A 15,948-nucleotide genomic window follows, 5' to 3' on the forward strand; every position below is an offset into this window, starting at 1 on the left:
GGCGCGATTGTCCCAGATCGCCGCGCGGCGCGGGATGCCGGCGCCATCCTGCGCGCTACATCACCGCCAGCGAACGGTTGTCGAACTGGCCCGGGTACTGGCGGCGGATCTCCAGCTTCTGTTCGATCGAGGCCAGGATGTGGGCGGCGAAATTGACGCCGGCCATCTTGCTGCACGTGGCCAGGTTGCCCGGCGAGAACACGTTCACCTCCAGGATCGTGTCGCCGATGATGTCGATGCCGACCAGGAACATGCCGTCGCGCACCAGCTTGGGCCGGATCATTTCGGCCACGCGCAGTTCGCGGTCGGTGATCCGCACCGCACGCGCCTTGCCGCCGGCGTGGATGTTGCTGCGGATGTCGCCCTCGGCGCCGACCCGGCGCATCGCGGCGTACTTGCCCCCGACCTGGAGCGGCTTGCCGTTCATCAGGAACAGGCGGATGTCGCCCTTCTCCGCGCCCGGCACGAAGGCCTGGGCGATGATGTAGCCGTCGCGGCCGATGGCCTCGACCATCTGGTTGAGGTTCTTGCCGCTCTTGCCGTCGAGCAGGAACACGCCCTGGCCGCCGGAGCCCTGCAGCGGCTTGAGCACCACCTTGCCGCCGTGGGCCTTGGCGAAGGCGCGGATGTCGGCGGTGGAGCGGCTGATCAAGGTTTCGGCGCGGACCTCGCGCGGGAAGGACTGGAAGTAGAGCTTGTTGATCGCCTCAGACAGCGCCGCCGGATCGTTGAGCACCAGGCAGCCGCGCGCCGCGGCCAGGCGGCCGAACAGCATGCCCACGTGCTCGGCCCAGGGGCGCTCGCCGGCATCGTTGGAGGGGTCGTTGCGCAGCATCAGCACGTCGATGTCGGACACCTCGATCAGCTTGCTGCGCTCGACCGCCTGCAGATCCTTGAAGAACTTCGGGCGCCCGCGCTTGCTGCCCTTGACCGCGGGCAGGATGCGGGCGTGCACCCGCAGGTCGTCGTCGCTGCCGAGCACGAAGTCGCCCGGGGTGACGTAGGCGACGTCATGGCCCCGACGCGAGGCCTCGTGCGCGAGCACGGTGGTGGTGTAGCCCGGGTACTCGGTCTCGAGGTCGTTGACGAAGAAGGCGATCAGCATGGCGGGTGATCCTGGAGGTGGTCGAGGAAATCGCCTCCGGCACGGATGCGCGCGATGCGCTCCCGTGCGCCGGGGCGCGTGAGGAACTCGGGGGTGGCGAGCGGCGCGCGCAGGATGCCGCGCGCATGCAGTTCGTCGACCATGGGCACGTGCGCCTCGGCGATCTTGCCCAGCCAGAACGGCGCCAGGTCGCGTCCGCCGGCCACGAAGGCGAAGACCTGGCGCAGGCCGCGCAGGTAGATCGCATCCTTGGCCAGGCCGCCGGAGCGGAAGATGCGGGCGATGATGTTGAACGCGGTGCGCGCGCCGAAGCCGTGTTCGCGCACCAGCATCCGGTGGCATTCGCCGAAGCCGGCGCCGGCGAGCATGGCGTCGACCACCAGCACGCGCGCGGCCAGCAGGCGCAGCCGCGAGGCGGTCAGGCCGCCGGACAGGTATTCGGCGAACACCCCCAGGCCTTCCTGGATGCCCTCGTAGCCGGCCAGGCCCGCGCCGAAGATGCCCAGGCCCTGGTGATCGCCATTGATGCAGGTGAGCACGTGCACGCCGATCTCGTGCTGGAGCAGGGCGTCCAGGCGCGAGCGGCGCATGCGGGTGGCGGTCGAGACCAGCACGCTGTTGCCGCTGACCATCAGCCCGGGCGCAAGATCCTCGCGCAGACAGACCTCGGCCTTGAATTCCGGCACCTTGCGCCGGTAGCGGGCGAGCATCGACTGCGCGGCCTCGCGCACGTCGCCGGCATCGATCCTGCAGTCGCCGGGCGCCGGCGCGTCGTCCACCCGCCCCAGGATCGCCTTCGCATCCGCGAGCAGGCCGGCCTCGACGCCGCCGTACAGCATCACCGAGGCATGGCGGAATGGCGGCGTGTTCCGGCACTGCAGCATCGTCAGCTGCAGATCCAGCTCCTGCTGCTTCTCGCGGAACAGGGTCTCGAGCACCGGATCCTCGACCGCGCGCAGGTCGATGGCGTACAGCGCGCGCTTGGCCATGCCCGGATCGACGGTCAGCGGGCGGTAGTGGAATTCCGGCTCGGGCAGGTCGCTGCCGCGGCAGCGCTCGAACTGCTCGACGGTGTTGATCGGCGACACGCCCAGCAGGAAGTCGAAGGAGCGGCTGATGCGCGCCAGCTCGCGGTCGGCGACCACCGCCGCCTCGATGTAGCTGCTGCGGCCGAGCGAACGGTGCTGGGGTGCCTTCCTGCCGGTGGCCGCGGCCAGGTAGGCGGCGAAGGCGCGGAGCAGGGCGTCGAACACCGTCGACTCGAGTTCGTGGAACACCTGCGGATAGATGCGCCCGTCCTCGCCCGGCACCAGATGGATGCGTGGCAGCCCCAGGCTCAGACGCGGGCTGTCCGGGTCATCGCCCGGGCGCAGGTCGGGGAGGGCGGCGGCGGAAGGTGCGGGAAGCGTCTCGATGCGTGGTTCGCGCAGGTCGACGCACAGCGAAGACAGGGTCGAGGCCAGTTCCCGGGCCGCGGCCTGGGTCGGGGCGTCGTCGCTGGCGCCGATCAGGAAGCGGAAATCCTCCAGGCGCGCGCTGTCCTCGCCGAGGCTGTCGTCCTCCTGGATGTCGTGCAGCCCCGCCAGCAGCAGCGGCGGGCCGTCGGCGGACTGGCGAGCGGCGATCGCGTCGATGCACTCCAGCGCCGCGCCGTCGGCGTCCTTGCCCGCCGACCAGGTCATGCTGGCCGGGCTGATCGCGGCGATGCGCTGGGCCAGGCTGTGCGGGGTGCCGTCGCTGCGGTGGATGACGAGGAAGGGGAGCGGACGGTCGATGTAGACGCGGCCGCTGTCGGGCAGTGCCTGATGGAAAGGCCCGTGGCCCGCGCCGGCGTCCGCCACGTCCTTCGCGCGCTTCGTTGTCCGTCCCTGCTCAGCCATGGGCATCGAGCAGTCCGCGTGCGGTGTCGGCGACGTGGGCGATGAAGCCGCGCATCGCCGCCAGTTCGCCGGGATCGGGCTGGCCGTTCCATTCGTCCATGAAGAACTTCTTGAACTCCAGCGCGATCGCGCAGCCGTGCTCGGGATGCCGCTCGTGCACGAAGCGGGTCAGCGCGCCGCGGCCCTGGAAGGCGACGTTCTCGCGCACGTCCAGGCGGCGGCCATTGAAGTCGAAGCCGCGCATCGCCTCCATCAGCGGGTCGAGCAGGAAGGCCCAGCGCTCGCGCGGCATCGAGAAGGTGCCGATGTTGATGTCGGGCGCATCGTCCTGCGGCATCGGTGCGGCGTCGGCGCCGTCGCGGCGGTGGTTGTAGCTGTGGACGTCGATCAGCGCGTAGGCGCCGTGGGCATCGCGGATGTCGTCGAGCAGCTGGCCCATCATCGCGTAGAAGGCGCGGTGCAGCCTGAGCGAACCGTCGACCAGCGCCTGCGCGGGCGGCTCGCGCCACACGTCCAGGCCCCAGGCCTGCTCGGGCGTGCGGTAGAAGGCTTCGTCCTCGCCGCGGTTGAGGTCGACCTCGAAGCGCGAGCGCCCGGCGATGACGTGGGTCGGCGCGGCGGCGGCGGCCTGGCCGGTGTACGGATCCTCCTCGCGCAGCCGTCCGGCCTCGTCGAGCCTGATCGCGGCCGCGATCTCCGGCCGCAGGCCGTGGCCGTCGTGGATGGCGGTGGCGAGCACGCGGTCGTCGCTGCGCTGCAGCGTCCACCATGGGGATTCGGGGGTGGGTGGGGCATTCATGGCGCCCCGTTGTACGCAGGCCGCCGTGATCGGCGTGAAAAACCGCCCCCGGGTATGCTTGCGGGGTTGGCACCCGCGGGTGCCCATCCACGCATCCAGACGGAGATACCGACCTTGAAGACCAGCCTCCTCGCCGCGGCCACCGCGCTTGCCCTGGCGCTCGCCGCGCCCGCCGCCGCCCATGACGCCAGCGACGCCGGCTGCATCGACATCGCCTGCGACGCCCGCCTGCTGTTCGCCGCCGACGATGCCGGCGCCGCCGCCGGCGCGGACGCCGCGGCTGCCACCCGCTACGGCACCTGGGGCATCGATACCGCCGGCATGGACACCACGGTGTCGCCGGGCGCGGACTTCTTCCGCTACGTCAGCGGCACCTGGGCGGCGAACACGGAGATTCCGTCGGACAAGTCGATGTACGGCTCCTTCCTGGTGCTGCGCGACCTGTCCGAGGCGCGCGTGCGCGGGCTGGTCGAGGGTTATGCCGCGCAGGGCGACGCCGCCACCGGCGATGCCGCCAAGGTCGCCACCCTGTACCGCAGCTTCATGGACGAGGCCTCGATCGAAGCCCAGGGCGCGAAGCCGCTGGCCCCGCACCTCGACGCCATCCGCGCCGCCGCCGACAAGGACGCGATCGCCGACCTGATGGGCCAGGCCGCCGGCGGCCCCGGCGCCACCCTGTTCCGTCTGGGCGTCTCCGACGATCAGCGCGATCCCGACCGCTACACCCTCTACATGAGCCAGTCCGGCCTGGGCCTGGGCGACCGCCAGATGTACCTGGACGAGAAGTTCGCGCCGCAGCGCGAGCGCTACGTCGCCTACATCGGCCAGATGCTGGAGCTGGCCGGCTGGGATGACCCGAAGGGGAACGCCCAGCGCGTATTCGACTTCGAGAAGGCCGTGGCCGAGGCGCACTGGACCCGCGCGGAGAGCCGCGACCGCAGCCGCACCTACAACCCGGTCGAGCGCGCGGACTTCGCAACCACCGCGCCGGGCTTCGCCTGGGAGCGCTACTTCGCCGCCTCCGGCGTCGGCCAGGCGCCGCGCGCCGTGGTCCGCCAGGACAGCGCGATGCCGAAGCTGGCCGCGATCTTCGCCGGCGCCGACCTCGACACGCTGAAGGCCTGGCAGGCCTTCCACGTCACCGACCAGGCCGCGCCGCTGCTGTCGAAGGCCTTCGTCGATGCCCACTTCGACTTCCGCTCGAAGTTCCTCTCCGGCCAGCCCGAGCAGCGCGAGCGCTGGAAGCGCGGCGTTTCCCACGCCGAAGGCGCGATGGGCGAGGCCATCGGTCGCGACTACGTGGCGCTGTACTTCCCGCCGGACGCCAAGGCCAAGATGGACGACCTGGTGGCCAACGTGAAGGCGGCCATGGGTGCGCGCCTGGACCAGCTTGAATGGATGGGCGAGGACACCAAGAAGGAGGCCCGCGCCAAGCTCGCCGGCTTCGGCCTGAAGATCGGCCACCCGGAGACCTGGCGCGACTACGCCGCGCTCGAGGTCCGCGACGGCGATGTGCTCGGCAACGCCCTGCGCTCGGCCGCCTTCGAGTGGGACTACGACCGCGCGCGCATCGGCCAGCCGGTCGACAAGGGCGAGTGGGGCATGACCCCGCAGACGGTCAACGCCTACTACTCCTCGGTGAAGAACGAGATCGTGTTCCCGGCCGCGATCCTGCAGCCGCCGTTCTTCGATCCCGACGCGGACCCGGCGGTGAACTACGGCGGCATCGGCGGCGTGATCGGCCACGAGATCATCCACGGCTTCGACGACCAGGGCCGCAAGTCCGACGGCGCCGGCCTGCTGCGCGACTGGTGGACGGCCGACGACGCCGCCAAGTTCGAGGCCCAGGCCGCGAAGCTCGGCGCCCAGTACGAGGCCTACGAGTTCCCGCAGCTGCCGGGCATGCACATCAACGGCAAGGTGGCGATGGGCGAGAACATCGGCGACCTCGGCGGCCTGACCATCGCGCTGGAGGCCTACCGCCGCTCGCTCGGCGGCCAGGAAGCGCCGGTGATCGACGGCTTCAGCGGCGAGCAGCGCTTCTTCATGGGCTGGGCCCAGGTCTGGCGCACGCTGTGGCGCGATGATGCCCTGCGCCAGCAGCTGGTCAACGGCACGCATTCGCCGGGCCACATCCGCGCCTTCGCGCCGCTGCGCAACATCGATGCCTGGTACGAGGCCTTCGAGGTCACCGAGGGCGATCCGCTGTGGATCGCGCCGGACGATCGCGTCCGCATCTGGTGAGTGGCGAAGGGGGCGGGCGACCGCCCCCTTCCTTTTCCACCGCTTGACCCCGGTCAGGGCGCACTGCGCGCGTGTCCCCCAGGCTTGGCGGCATCCACCCGTTCCCGGAGTGCGGCATGCCCGAGTCTTCCATCATCATCATCGGCGCCGGTCCCGCCGGCCTTTGCCTGGCGCGTGCGCTTTCGCAGCGCGGGCTGCGCGTGGACGTCATCGAGCGCCAGCCACGCGCGGCGGTGGTGGCGCCCGCGCCCGATGGTCGCGAGATCGCCCTGACCCAGGCCTCGATGCGCATCCTGCGCGAGCTCGGGGTATGGGAAGGCATCGACGCCTCGGCGGTGTCGCCGCTGCGGCGCGCGCGGGTGGCCGACGGCGACGCCGGCAACGGCTTCGAGGTCGATGCCGAAACCTTCGGCCAGGCCGCGCTGGGCGGCCTGGTGGCCAACAGCGACATCCGCGCCGCCGCCTGGTCGGTGGTCGAGGGCGATGAGCGCATCCGGGTGCACTTCGAGGCGGAGGTGGCCTCGGTGGCGGCCGGCTCGCGCAGGGCCGAGGTTGTGCTGGAAGACGGGCGGCGCTTCGAGGCGCCGCTGCTGGTCGCCGCCGACAGCCGCTTCTCGTCGACCCGGCGTGCCCTGGGCATCCCGGTGGCGATGCACGACTTCGGCAAGATCATGCTGGTCTGTCGCGTACGCCCGGGCCGTGACCATGAAGGCGTGGCCTGGGAATGGTTCGGCGAAGGCCAGACGCGCGCGCTGCTGCCGCTCAACGACGGCCTGGCCTCGGCGGTGCTCACCGTGACCGGCGTCGAGGCGGAGCGGTTGCAGGCGCTGGATGCCGATGCGCTCTCGCGCGAGCTCGAGGACCGCTACCGCGGCCGCTTCGGCCCCATGGCACTGGAAGGCGAGGTGCATGCCTATCCGCTGGTGGCGACCTGGGCCCACCGCTTCGTCGGCCCGCGTTTCGCCCTGGTCGGCGACGCCGCGGTCGGCATGCATCCGGTGACCGCGCACGGCTTCAACCTCGGCCTGGCCAGCGTCGAGCGCCTGGCTTCCGCGGTGGCGGATTCGATCGCGCGCCACGGCGATCCGGCGCATCCGGCGATGCTGGCCCGCTACCAGCGTCGGCACCGCGCAGGCAGCGCGACCCTGTTCCTGGGCACCGGCCTGGTGGTGCGGGTGTTCACCGACGACCGCCTGCCGGTGCGCCCGCTGCGGCGCGCGATCATCGCGGCGGGGCGGGCCTTGCCGCCGCTGCGGCGCGCGCTGGCCGACGCGCTGCTCGACGACGGCCCGGTGGACCCCACGCCGCGGCAGCGCCTGCGCCGCGGCTTCGAGGTCCTGCGTCCGCGGGTGGCCGGGAGCCGGCGGCTACAATGAGCGGTCCAGTACATCAGGAGCCGCCATGTCCGCCATTCCCGCCTGCCCGCAATGCGGCCTCGAGAACACCTATCCCGATGGCGCGCTCTTCATCTGCCCCGACTGCGGGCACGAATGGGCGGCCGGCGACGGCGGCGCGGATGAAGGCACCGTAGTGCGCGACGTCAACGGCAATCCGCTGGCGGCCGGCGACACCGTGGTCGTCATCAAGGACCTGAAGGTCAAGGGCTCGTCGATCCCGCTCAAGCAGGGCACTGTGATCCGCAACATCCGCCTGGTCGAGGACGACCCCGAGCACATCGAAGGGAACTCGGACAGGATCAAGGGCCTGGTGCTGAAGACCTGCTTCCTGCGCAAGGCCTGAGGGCGGGGTGGACGGTGCGCCCGCCATCGATGCGGCGTCGCCTGGCGACCGCCGCGTCGCCGTCGTCGGTGGCGGCCCGGCCGGGTTGTTCGCCGCGGAGGTGCTGCGCGCCGCGGGCTGCGAGGTCCACGTCTTCGAAGCCAAGGGTTCGGTCGGGCGCAAGTTCCTGGTCGCCGGCAAGGGCGGGCTGAACCTCACCCATTCCGATCCGCCGGCGCTGTTCGCCAGCCGCTATCGCGAACGCAGCGACGAGGTCGCCCGCTGGCTGCAGGCCTTCGACGCCGACGCGCTGCGCGAATGGGCGCTGGGCCTCGGCGTGTCGACCTTCGTCGGCAGCTCGGGCCGGGTGTTCCCGGATGACCTCAAGGCCGCGCCGCTGCTGCGTGGTTGGGTGCGGCGGCTGCGCGCGCAGGGCGTCCATGTCCATGTCCACCATCGCTGGCTCGGGTGGAATGGAGACGGCGTGCTGCGTTTCGAAACGCCCGATGGCGCGCTGGATGTCGAAGCCGACGCCACGATCCTGGCCCTCGGCGGCGGCAGCTGGCCGCAGCTGGGTTCCGACGGCGCCTGGCAGGATCTGCTGCGCGATGCGGGCGTCGACGTAGCGCCGCTGCAGCCGTCCAACTGCGGCTTCGACGTCGACTGGTCGCCGCACTTCGCCGCGCGCCATGCCGGCGCGCCGCTGAAGCCAGTGGTCGCGCACTGGCGCGACGACGGCGGCGGCGCGCAGATGCTGCAGGGCGAATGCGTGATATCGGAACACGGCATCGAGGGCAGCCTGGTCTATGCCCTGTCGGCGATGCTGCGCGATCGCATCGCGCGCGATGGCGACACCGTGCTCGAACTCGACCTGGTCCCGGGCCGCGAACCCGCGCGGCTGCAACGCGAACTGTCGCGCCCGCGCGGCAAGCGCAGCCTGTCCGAACACCTGCGTCGCGCCGCGGGCATCGACGGCGTGAAGGCGGGCCTCTTGCGCGAGGTGGTGGGTGCGGATGCCATGCACGATCCCGCGACCCTCGCCGCGGCCGCCAAGCGCCTGCCGCTGCGCCTGCGCGCCCCCCGTCCCCTGGTCGAGGCGATCAGCAGCGCCGGCGGCCTGCGCCTGGAAGCGCTGGACGAAGGCCTGATGCTGCGGACGCATCCAGGCGTCTTCGCCGCAGGCGAGATGATCGACTGGGAAGCGCCCACCGGCGGCTACCTGCTCACCGCCTGCTTCGCCAGCGCTCGCGTGGCCGCCGATGGCGCCTTGCGCTGGCTGGCGCATTCCCCGCGTGGCCGTGACGAAACCTGAACGCCGATGCGGCATGCTTGGGGGCCATACGTGCCCGAGAGGAAAATGATGGATCGCAGACTGTTGCCGCTGCTGCTCGTACTGGCTATTCCCCTGGTCGCCTGCGACCGTGCCGCAACGCCGGCCGACGCGTCGATGCCTGACGATGATGCTGGGGGGGCCGTGGTTGACGCGCCCGCGGTTCCCGGCGAAGGCACGTCAACGCTTCCCGCCGAGTTCGTGGTGTCGACCAACGAACCCTTCTGGCAGGCGCGCGTTGAGGGTGGCGAAGTGGTGCTCAACGGCCCGGACGTCGACAACCGCCGCTTCACCATCGACACCGACGATGCCGGTGACGACGCAAGGGTGGTCAATGCCAGCGACGGCGCAGGCGCGATCTCGGTCACGCTGCTGCCGGGGCCGTGCCAGGACAGCATGTCCGGCGCAACGTTTCCGCTGGCCGGCGAGCTGACCATCGACGGCATCGGCCCGACCCCGGGCTGCGCGCGTCCGGCCGACATGCCGCCGCCGGGCGAGCCGGGACACTAGGCCCGCCGCAGGGGCGGGCCTGAAGAGCGGTCAACCGCCCTGGTTGACCAGCGAGAAGTTGAACGAGAACGACCAGGAGAAGGACCAGTCGCCGGCGTCGTCGGCGACCGGCGCCGACGGCAGCGGATTGTTGATCTGCACCGGCGCGGGCAGCACGTCGGGACGCGGCGAATCGCTGTCGCGTTCGTGCGAGACCAGATCGCCGGAAAACACGATCGCGACCAGGCTCTTGAAGATGTGCATCGCCTCGCGGTAGTGCTGCATGAACGACACCGCGCCCTGCTTGACCTCGTCGGTGGCATTGATGAAGGCCTGGTCCACGCCGACCAGGTCGCCATTGCGATCGAGGGCGACGAAGCCGGCGCCCTTGTCGTTCTCGTAGAGCACGTTGCCGTCGCGGGTCGCGAGTTCGTGCACGGTGGCGTGGACGCCGTGGAATTCGCGGAACTCGAGGTCGCCGCGGGTGTTGGTGTCGACGCCGCTGATCTCGGCCGTGTACTCGCCGTCGGTGATGGTGACCTTCGAGGCGATGGTGGCGCCGTTCTTGCCCTCGTTCCAGGGCGTGGTCTCGATCGTGACCTTGGTGCCGTCGTCGAGGACGAAAGTGGTCTGGCCCCAGAAGTCGAAGGCCTGTTTGCCGTCGATCTCGACGTGCGGGTCGCCCCAGATGCGGTACTGCTCGCCGGTGTTCTTGTTCTGGATCAGGACCTGGTTGTCGTCGCCGGCGGTGATCCGGTAGCTGTCGTTCTCGAACTGCACCTTGCCGTCCGAGGTGCGCTGGGTGGTCGGCGCGTCGGCGGCGGGCTTGATGGTGCCGCTGCCGTTGATGACCAGCGATGCGCTGACGAGGTGGTTTTCCATGGCCGGCTCCCTGTTTGCCCTGAGGTTGTAGGGCCATTGGAGACGCGGGGACGGGGGTTGGAAAGCCGGGGCAATCCCTTGCTCGGGTAAACCCGCGGTCCGGGCTCAGCGCTTGTCGCCGGCGGTGCCCGGCTCGACGATCACGGTTTCGCCCCAGTCCGTTGGGACGACAATGGCCACGGGCCGTCCGGCGGTGGTGGCATCGCCCAGCGCGACGGCATGGGCGGCCATGATCGCCTTGAAGCGGTTCTGGAAGACTTCGTGGAACCGGGCTCCCGAAACCTCGAAGCCCGCAGCCACCTTCTTGATCTCGACCATGGACCTGCCCGCGAGTGGGGAGTGTGCCCCGGCCCAGCTTCACGACTTGCTCAAGGTCGCGGCCAGTTCCGTTGCTGAGCGGCATCCGTGACCGGTGCAGGGCCGTGCTGCCGGGGCAATCTCCAGCTTGCTCCGGACGCGGGCTGGGGGGTGTCGGCGGGTTTCCTGATGTGGCGTAGGAAGATTCCTACCCCTGCTCGTGTTCCTGGGCCGGGCCGGCGTCGGCCCCGTCTTCTGCCGGAAGCAGGTCTTCGCCGGCATGCGCCCGCTGTTCGGCCGCCAGGTGCGCGTCGAGGTCGCGGTCGACCGAGGTGTCGGCCACGCTGTCCATGCCGGCCAGCGCAGGTGCTTCCTCGGCCGGGTGCAGCGGCGCGTCGGCCAGGTTGGCGGTGTACTGGATGTTGCGCGGCGTGCTGACGCCGCATTCGGCCAGGCGGGCGCGCACGGCGTGGATCGCCTCCCGGCGGACCTTGCCCAGGTCGCTCCGGCGCTGGTCGACCCAGGCGAAGAAGCGCAGGGTGATGCCGCTGGCGTCGTAGGCGTCCACCGTCCAGGACGGCGCGGGATCGGCGAGCACGCCCTCGACCTCGCGCAGCGCCTCCAGCGCCAGCTCCTGCGCGTTGCGGATCGATTCCTCGACGTCGAGCGGGATGGTGAACTCCAGCCGCCGCTTCGGATTGCTGGAGTAGTTGAGGACCACCGACTTGAACACCAGTGCGTTGGGCAGGGTGAGCCGGTTGCCGTCGGCGGTGACCAGCACCGTTGCGCGCGAGGTCAGTGCCGCGACCCGGCCCTCGTGGCTGCCGTCGATGCGCAGCAGTTCGCCGGGGGCGAACGGACGACGGATGCTCAGCAGCACGCCGGCGACGTAGTTTTCGGCGATGTCCTTGAAGGCGAAGCCCAGCGCCAGGCCGATCACGCCGGCCGAACCCATCACCGCACCCACCAGCGCCGTGGCGCCGAGCAGGTCCAGCGCCACCAGCACGCCGCCCAGCAGCACCAGCCACTGCACCAGCTGCTGCACCAGGCTGGCGAAGAAGGGATTGTCCGACTGCCAGTTGCGGCGCGTGATGCGCCGGCCCACGCGCCGGCCCATCCACTTGCCCAGCCACCAGGCCAGCCCCACGACCGCGATCGCCACCAGCAGCAGCGGCAGGGCGGCCAGCAGGCGTCCCACCTTGTCCAGCGCCAGCGCGGTGGCGGTGGCGACGCGGTCGGACAGCCGGGTGCTCAGGGTCACGCGGTTCTCGACCCGTTCGATGCCGGGCTGCTGAGCCACCAGTTGCTCTGCGCGTTCGCGGTCTTCCGGCGACAGCACGACGCCCTGCAGTTCGGCCACGCCACCGCGCACCGTGACGGTGACGTCCGCCAGCCCGTCGGCCTCCTGCAGGCGCCGCGCGACGCGGCGGCTCTCGACGATGCCCTCCGCGGAGTCTTCTGCGGGCGCGTCGGCCGCCTCCGGGGCTTCGCGGACAGCGGTGACGCCGGGCTCGTCCACGGTGTCCTGTGCACGGACCTGCGCCACCCCCATCGACAGGGCCAGCGACAGCAACAGGGAGGTGGCAAGGGTCCGGATCGTATCGGCTCGCATGGCGCGATGGTCGCATGCGGTCGTGAAGAATGCGCCAGCTTCGATCAGCCGGCCCGGCGTGCGGACGCCGGGTCGGACTGCAGCAGCCGCACGGTGCGCGCGTCGATCCCGTCCGGATCCGCGCCGGCCAGCAGCGACTGGATGGCGTCGGGGAGGGGCGCATCGCCCGGAACCATGCCTGCCCATCCATTCTTGCTTCCGCGCTTGATCCGGTACAGGCAGCGATCGGCCAGGTCCAGGCAGGCGCTCCAGTCGCCGAGCGCGGGCCAGTCCAGCGAGAACGGCCACGGTGCGAAGCCGATCGAGCAGGTCAGGTCCAGGGCCACCCCGCGGCCGATGCGGATCGGCTGGGTGGCGATCGCGGAGCGGATGCGCTCGGCGAGCAGGGCGGCATCCTCCGCGCGCGCGAAGCGCGACACGAGCAGGAACTCCTCGCCGCCCCAGCGCACGAGCAGGTCGTCGTCGCGACTGAGCAGGCGCAGGCGGTCGGCGAAGTGCACCAGGACTTCGTCTCCCGCCTGGTGACCATGGGCGTCGTTGATGCGCTTGAAGTCGTCGATGTCGACCATCAGGAACACCAGGCGTTCCTGTTCGCCGTCGGCGGTCTCCATGCGGTTGCGCAGCGCGGCCGCTTCGCGGCCCAGCCACTCCTGCAGGTCGCGACGGTTCGAGATGCGTGTCAGGGGATCGCGGCGGGTGGCGATGCTGAGCTGGGCATTGGTCCGGCTGAGGCTCTGGTTGGCGAGCTGCAGCTGGGCAGTGCGTTCGGCGACCGTGCGCTCGAGCAGTTCGACCTGGCTGCGCTCCCGGCGCATCGCCGCGGCCGTGCGCCCGACGATCAGGACCAGCAGCAGCACCATCGCCACCACGTAGGCGGCGTATGCAGCGGGATGCCGCCACCACGGCGGTGCCATGTGCAGTTCCAGCCGTCGGGCCTGGCCGAAGCGGCCGTCGCGGCCGGCGGCCTCGACCTCCAGTGCGTAACGGCCCGGGGGCAGCGCGGTGATGGAGAACTCCGCCGTGGGCGCCCGCGGATACACCCAGTCCTGGTGCAGGCCGAGGACCCGGTAGCGGAGCCGGGCGGCATCGGGAGCGCTGAAGTCGATCGCGGTCATGCGGATGCTGACGAGCCGGTCGCGATGCTCCAGCTGCGCGTCCCGCGCATAGACGATGTCGACTTCGCGTGGACCGTTGTCATCCGCATTCAGCGGAAGCGCCTGCAGGGTGGTCAATACGGGCCGTGCCGGAGGGCTGTGCCGGGGCAGGCCGGACGGATCCACCACGTCCACCCCGCGCGTGCCGCCGAAGTGGAGCAGTCCGTCGTCGCTCCGGAACGCCGATCCGCTGTTGTACTCGCGGTTGGCCAGGCCGTCGCGCGGGCCGAGCACCTGGATCGTGCGGTTTTCGAGGTCGATGACCGAGAGGCCGTTGTTGCTGCTGGCCCACAGCCTGCCCTGGCCGTCGGCGAGCAGGGAATAGACGACGTTGTTCCCGAGGCCGTCGTGCTGGGTGGTGCGGGTGACTTCCCCGCTGGCGCGGTCGATGCGGTAGATGCCGTGGGAGTAGCTTCCCGCCCACAGCGCCTGGTCATCGGCGTGCAGCGACCAGATGGAATGATGCAGGACATCCGGGAAGACCCGTTCGGGATCGCTGCCGGGATCGAGTCGCCAGAGACCATCGGCGTTGGTCGCGATCCAAAGATGGCTGCCGCTGCGCAGGAGGGCGGTCACGTGGCTGCGCCGCAGCGGGGCGATCTCCGGGGTGTCGACGATGCGGCCATGCCGCAGCAGGGCAAGCCCTCCGCGGGTGCCGATCCAGCCGGCCTCGCCCTCGAACAGCATGGCGTCGATGCGGGCGTCGGGCAGGCCCGTGATCGCGCGCGGCGGCCCTTGCCCCGGCCAGTGGAAGAGGCCGTCGTGGCTGCCGATCCACCAGCCGCCGTCGGTGGCCCGAGCGATCGCTCGCACGGACTGGCCCTCGAAGCCGGGCACCTGCCGCCATTGCCCGTCGTCGCGCAGGCGTTCCAGCAGACCCTCGTCGGTGCCGAGCAGGACGTGCCCGCCGCGCCGCCAGATCGCGCGCATGCTTCCTCGCGGCCAGTCGCGCCCGGCCTCGACGCCGCCGACGCGGACCGCCGCGGACAGCGGGCGCGCATAGTGCAGCCCCGAGGTATAGGTGCCGATCCACAGCGCGCCGGCGGGATCCTCGTGCAGGACGTCAACGGCGTTGTCCAGCGGCTGGTCGAAGCGCAGCGCTTCCGGCACGCTTGCCGCGCCGGGCAGGCGGAGCACTCGGCCGTCGCGCAGGCCGATGAGCAGGCTGCCGTCGTTGCGCCGCAGCAGGGCGGTGACCCGCGGGGTGCCGGGGGCCAGGTCGGCGGCCGTCAGCGTCCGCAACAGCCGGCCATCGGCGGGATCGAGCAGGAACACTCCGCCCTGTTCGCTCGCGGCCCAGGCCCCTTCGGGACCTGCCTGCAGGGCGGTGCAGCTTCCGGCGGGTGCCGGCAGGGTGGCCAGCAGGTCCAGGCGGACGCGGGTCGCGCGCCAGACCCGACAGTCGCGCCCGAGCGCCAGGGCCACGCCGGTCCCGGGCAGGGCGGCTACGCCGATGGTTTCCGAATCGCCGCCAAGGTGTACGACCCCCGGGGTGCCGGCCGCGGCGACGTGGTCCAGTCCTCCGACCGTGCCGACCCAGGCACCGTCAGTCCCGTCCAGCGCGAGGGCGGTGACCTGGTTGTGGGCCAGGCCATCGTCGCGGTCCATGCGCAGCCGTGACCAGGTCGGCAGGTGCAGGATCTCCAGGCCGGCATCGTTGGTGCCCAGCCACAGGTGCCGGCTCGCGGCATCGAAGACCATCGAATCGATGCTGCCGCTCGACAGCACACGCGCGCCGTCGCCGTCGCGCCATACCTCGAAGCGGTGCCCGTCGAAACGGGCCAGGCCGTCCTGGGTGCCGACCCAGAGAAAGCCCTGGTCGTCGTTGGCCAGCGCCTTGACCGAGGATTGCGGGAGGCCCTGGTCGGGTCCCCGGGTTTCCAGGCGGAGGACCTCGCCGTCGCCGGCGGCCAACGGACGCGCCGCGCTCGCCGGTGCGAAGGAGGCCAGGCTCGCGATCAGCGCCAGCGCCGCGGCGAGGCGCGGCGGGCTGAGGACGCTGGGTGCGCTGGAAAGGGGGCAGGCCATCGGCCACGAGCGCACGCAAGGAACATGCCATGGTGGCTGGAGTCGCCCCGGGGCTTGCCTGCCGGCCCTCTCGCCCCGATAACAGGGATCTGTCGAGGACAATCAGCGGAGCAGGCACATGGCCACCGGCTGGGCCGGAGACGGCGCCGTACAGGACCAGATCGACGCGACCGTGAAAGACGCGATCGAGCGCGCGCGCAGCCGCCTGGGCACCGGGCCGGGGCGGGCGGACTGCGAGGAGTGCGGGGAGTCGATTCCCGACGCTCGCCGCAAGGCGGTGCCCGGGGTCCGCCTGTGCCTTGCCTGCCAGGTGGCCAGGGACGAGGAAGAAGCCGGCCAGGCCGGTTACAACCGGCGCGGCAGCAAGGACAGCCAGCTGCGTTGAGCCGGCGGGACGCCGCGGAATCCG

General features: G+C 71.2%; 13 protein-coding genes. 6 read left to right on the forward strand and 7 right to left on the reverse strand.

The window, feature by feature from the left end; translation table 11 throughout:
* Positions 1 to 55 precede the first annotated feature (55 nt).
* The 3 genes from E2170_RS12970 to E2170_RS12980 are packed head-to-tail and all read right to left on the reverse strand — an operon-like array spanning position 56 to position 3,784.
* Positions 56 to 1,105 (reverse strand): glutathione synthetase, encoded by a 1,050-nt coding sequence (locus E2170_RS12970; protein ID WP_133001024.1) that lies wholly within the window; start codon positions 1,103 to 1,105, stop codon positions 56 to 58.
* Positions 1,099 to 2,991: a peptidase MATCAP family protein gene (locus tag E2170_RS12975; RefSeq protein WP_133001025.1), complete on the reverse strand. Its 1,893-nt coding sequence runs from the start codon at positions 2,989 to 2,991 to the stop codon at positions 1,099 to 1,101. The genes E2170_RS12970 and E2170_RS12975 overlap by 7 nt, the downstream gene beginning before the upstream one ends.
* Positions 2,978 to 3,784 (reverse strand): N-formylglutamate amidohydrolase, encoded by an 807-nt coding sequence (locus tag E2170_RS12980; RefSeq protein ID WP_133001026.1) that lies wholly within the window; start codon positions 3,782 to 3,784, stop codon positions 2,978 to 2,980. The genes E2170_RS12975 and E2170_RS12980 overlap by 14 nt, the downstream gene beginning before the upstream one ends.
* A gap of 114 nt (positions 3,785 to 3,898) precedes the next feature.
* Between E2170_RS12980 and E2170_RS12985 the strand changes: the two genes are divergently transcribed.
* The 5 genes from E2170_RS12985 (at position 3,899) to E2170_RS13005 (ending at position 9,587) form a co-directional block, all read left to right on the forward strand.
* A complete protein-coding gene (locus tag E2170_RS12985; protein ID WP_243708167.1) occupies positions 3,899 to 6,028 on the forward strand; it encodes a M13 family metallopeptidase in 2,130 nt (709 codons plus the stop codon).
* Positions 6,029 to 6,144: 116 nt separating this feature from the next.
* Complete coding sequence (gene ubiM, locus E2170_RS12990) at positions 6,145 to 7,404, forward strand: 5-demethoxyubiquinol-8 5-hydroxylase UbiM (RefSeq protein ID WP_133001028.1); 1,260 nt, start codon at positions 6,145 to 6,147, stop codon at positions 7,402 to 7,404.
* Positions 7,405 to 7,429: 25 nt separating this feature from the next.
* The gene (locus tag E2170_RS12995) at positions 7,430 to 7,768 is read left to right on the forward strand and encodes a zinc ribbon domain-containing protein YjdM (RefSeq protein WP_133001029.1); all 339 of its coding nucleotides are present in this window, start codon (positions 7,430 to 7,432) and stop codon (positions 7,766 to 7,768) included.
* Positions 7,769 to 7,775: 7 nt separating this feature from the next.
* Complete coding sequence (locus tag E2170_RS13000) at positions 7,776 to 9,059, forward strand: TIGR03862 family flavoprotein (RefSeq protein WP_243708168.1); 1,284 nt, start codon at positions 7,776 to 7,778, stop codon at positions 9,057 to 9,059.
* 48 nt (positions 9,060 to 9,107) lie between these two features.
* Positions 9,108 to 9,587, forward strand: coding sequence for a hypothetical protein (locus E2170_RS13005; RefSeq protein WP_165942235.1), 480 nt, complete (start codon positions 9,108 to 9,110; stop codon positions 9,585 to 9,587).
* 30 nt (positions 9,588 to 9,617) lie between these two features.
* Here E2170_RS13005 and E2170_RS13010 read toward each other — a convergent pair whose 3' ends face one another.
* The 4 genes from E2170_RS13010 to E2170_RS13025 all read right to left on the reverse strand — a co-directional run bounded on the left by E2170_RS13010 (position 9,618) and on the right by E2170_RS13025 (position 15,539).
* Positions 9,618 to 10,448, reverse strand: a complete 831-nt coding sequence (locus E2170_RS13010; protein WP_133001031.1) for a DUF1521 domain-containing protein — start codon at positions 10,446 to 10,448, stop codon at positions 9,618 to 9,620.
* A 105-nt stretch (positions 10,449 to 10,553) separates the two neighbouring features.
* Positions 10,554 to 10,766 (reverse strand): hypothetical protein, encoded by a 213-nt coding sequence (locus E2170_RS13015; protein ID WP_133001032.1) that lies wholly within the window; start codon positions 10,764 to 10,766, stop codon positions 10,554 to 10,556.
* 187 nt (positions 10,767 to 10,953) lie between these two features.
* A complete protein-coding gene (locus E2170_RS13020) occupies positions 10,954 to 12,357 on the reverse strand; it encodes a mechanosensitive ion channel family protein (protein WP_165942236.1) in 1,404 nt (467 codons plus the stop codon).
* 44 nt (positions 12,358 to 12,401) lie between these two features.
* On the reverse strand, positions 12,402 to 15,539 hold the full coding sequence (locus E2170_RS13025) for a ligand-binding sensor domain-containing diguanylate cyclase (protein ID WP_133001034.1): 3,138 nt from the start codon (positions 15,537 to 15,539) through the stop codon (positions 12,402 to 12,404).
* Positions 15,540 to 15,657: 118 nt separating this feature from the next.
* Here E2170_RS13025 and E2170_RS13030 point away from each other — a divergent pair, with 118 nt between their 5' ends.
* The gene (locus E2170_RS13030; RefSeq protein ID WP_133001035.1) at positions 15,658 to 15,924 is read left to right on the forward strand and encodes a DksA/TraR family C4-type zinc finger protein; all 267 of its coding nucleotides are present in this window, start codon (positions 15,658 to 15,660) and stop codon (positions 15,922 to 15,924) included.
* Positions 15,925 to 15,948: the final 24 nt, after the last annotated feature.

This window comes from Luteimonas arsenica, assembly GCF_004352825.1.
Classification (GTDB): Bacteria; Pseudomonadota; Gammaproteobacteria; order Xanthomonadales; family Xanthomonadaceae; genus Luteimonas; species Luteimonas arsenica.